Below are 1626 nucleotides of genomic sequence, written 5' to 3' on the forward strand. Positions count from 1 at the left end.
CTGGTGAAAAAAAGTACATAGAGACTTAAAAAAGGGTCACAAAAGGTTAATTGATCGAGGTCAAAAATGGACTAGAATCTAGATGAAAAGATCAGATGGAAGGTTCTATAGATTCATGACCCCAATTGAATCGTTCACATAAAACATGCTAAACCCCACCCCTGTTCGGAAATTTTCCCAATTGAAAATGGGTCCTCAAAGAGAGGACCCATTTCACTTTTATACAGTGAACTCTGTGACTCGATAGAACGTCGAAGTATAACCGATAATTATAGTTTGGTTTTGGAGGTAAAACGATGGGCAAGAGATCACTGGTGATTTCGTTAATCATCATAACGGGAGTGTTTTCCATGGCAGCTATTCATAAACCTGAGATCGACGGCGAGATTCCCGAAGCGCTAGAATATGCGACTTTCGGACTTGGTTGTTTTTGGGGATCTGAAGCGGCATTTGGCGGAGTTCGCGGTGTATATAAGACAAGCGTTGGGTATGCCGGTGGAACGAGGGTGGACCCCACATATTACTCTCTAGGCGACCACACCGAAGTGGTTCAGATACAGTTCAATCCCCTCGAAATAACTTATCGCGAGCTGATAGAGATCTTCTGGAACTCACACAATCCTTACAGCAAAAGCTACAAGAGGCAGTATATGTCTCTTATTCTGTACCACACCGGCGAACAGAAGAGAATGGCCGAAGAATTCATTTCCATTCGCAAGGCCGAAACGGCATTGGAGCCAGCTACGGAGCTCTCCCCGTACGATAAGTTCTATCGTGCCGAAGATTATCACCTTAAGTTCTATCTTCAGCGAGACAAACAGATAATGGCCGATCTATTGAGGTACTATGGAGATATATTTTCGCTCGACGGTTCGACCGCTGCGGCGAGGCTCAACGCGCTGCTTGCCGGTAAAGGCGACAATACACTCTTCGAGGAAGAAATAAACAGTTACGGCCTGGCCAGCGCAACGGTTTCATCACTCGGGATGTAAGAAGAACGAGAAGAGCTGTCCTTCGTCAGTCGTCCCAGAGCGTGGACCCGTCCTTGGGGAACCTGAGGCTAGAGGTAAGAGGCAAGAGGCTGGAAGGTCGATAAGATCTCGACTTTCTTACCTCTGACCTCTCCCCCTCTTACCTCTGTTTAGAGACGGACGAGAAGAGCGAGATCCCGTATAAGAGCATTACGGGATGACGGGATCGAGTAGAAACGCACGAAAAAAGGGACAGACGTGAGGAGAATCGTCAGTCCCTATTTTCGCCAAACGGGATAACAGTTTTGTTAGGGTGTACTTCTAATCAATACTTGTCCAGGTCGGTAATTTCGTCCCACTCTTCCAGATGGCTGAACTCGGGCGACTCGGCCCAGTCTTTTCCCTTGCGAATGAAATCCATGAGGTTTTCGAGTATTATCTGGTGTTTGTTTTCCTCGGCAGCGAGCCTGATGAGAACCTCTTTCTCGGAAGGCTCTTTGGTGACTTTCGCCTGATCGAGGTACAGCTTCACACTCTCTTTTTCCATTTCCACGGCATGCTCGTAGGCTTCCAGATTGGTTGCCTCAATATTGAAGCATATCGAGTCTTGAAGCATTTCCGAGAACATGTTTCTGGTGGTTTTGAAAGTGTAGGT

2 protein-coding genes are annotated in these 1626 nt (G+C 46.9%); one reads left to right on the plus strand and one right to left on the minus strand.

Annotated features, from left to right (window positions below; genetic code table 11):
* The first annotated feature begins 296 nt into the window (after positions 1 to 296).
* Positions 297 to 992, plus strand: a complete 696-nt coding sequence (locus PKX57_RS12145; RefSeq protein WP_472417583.1) for a peptide-methionine (S)-S-oxide reductase MsrA — start codon at positions 297 to 299, stop codon at positions 990 to 992.
* 304 nt (positions 993 to 1296) lie between these two features.
* Here the strand turns inward: PKX57_RS12145 and PKX57_RS12150 are convergent.
* The coding region (locus PKX57_RS12150; RefSeq protein WP_472417584.1) for a ferritin family protein at positions 1297 to 1626 on the minus strand (330 nt) is incomplete at its 5' end.

Origin of the sequence: Mesotoga sp. (genome assembly GCF_035363035.1) — a bacterium.
Classification (GTDB): domain Bacteria; phylum Thermotogota; class Thermotogae; order Petrotogales; family Kosmotogaceae; genus Mesotoga.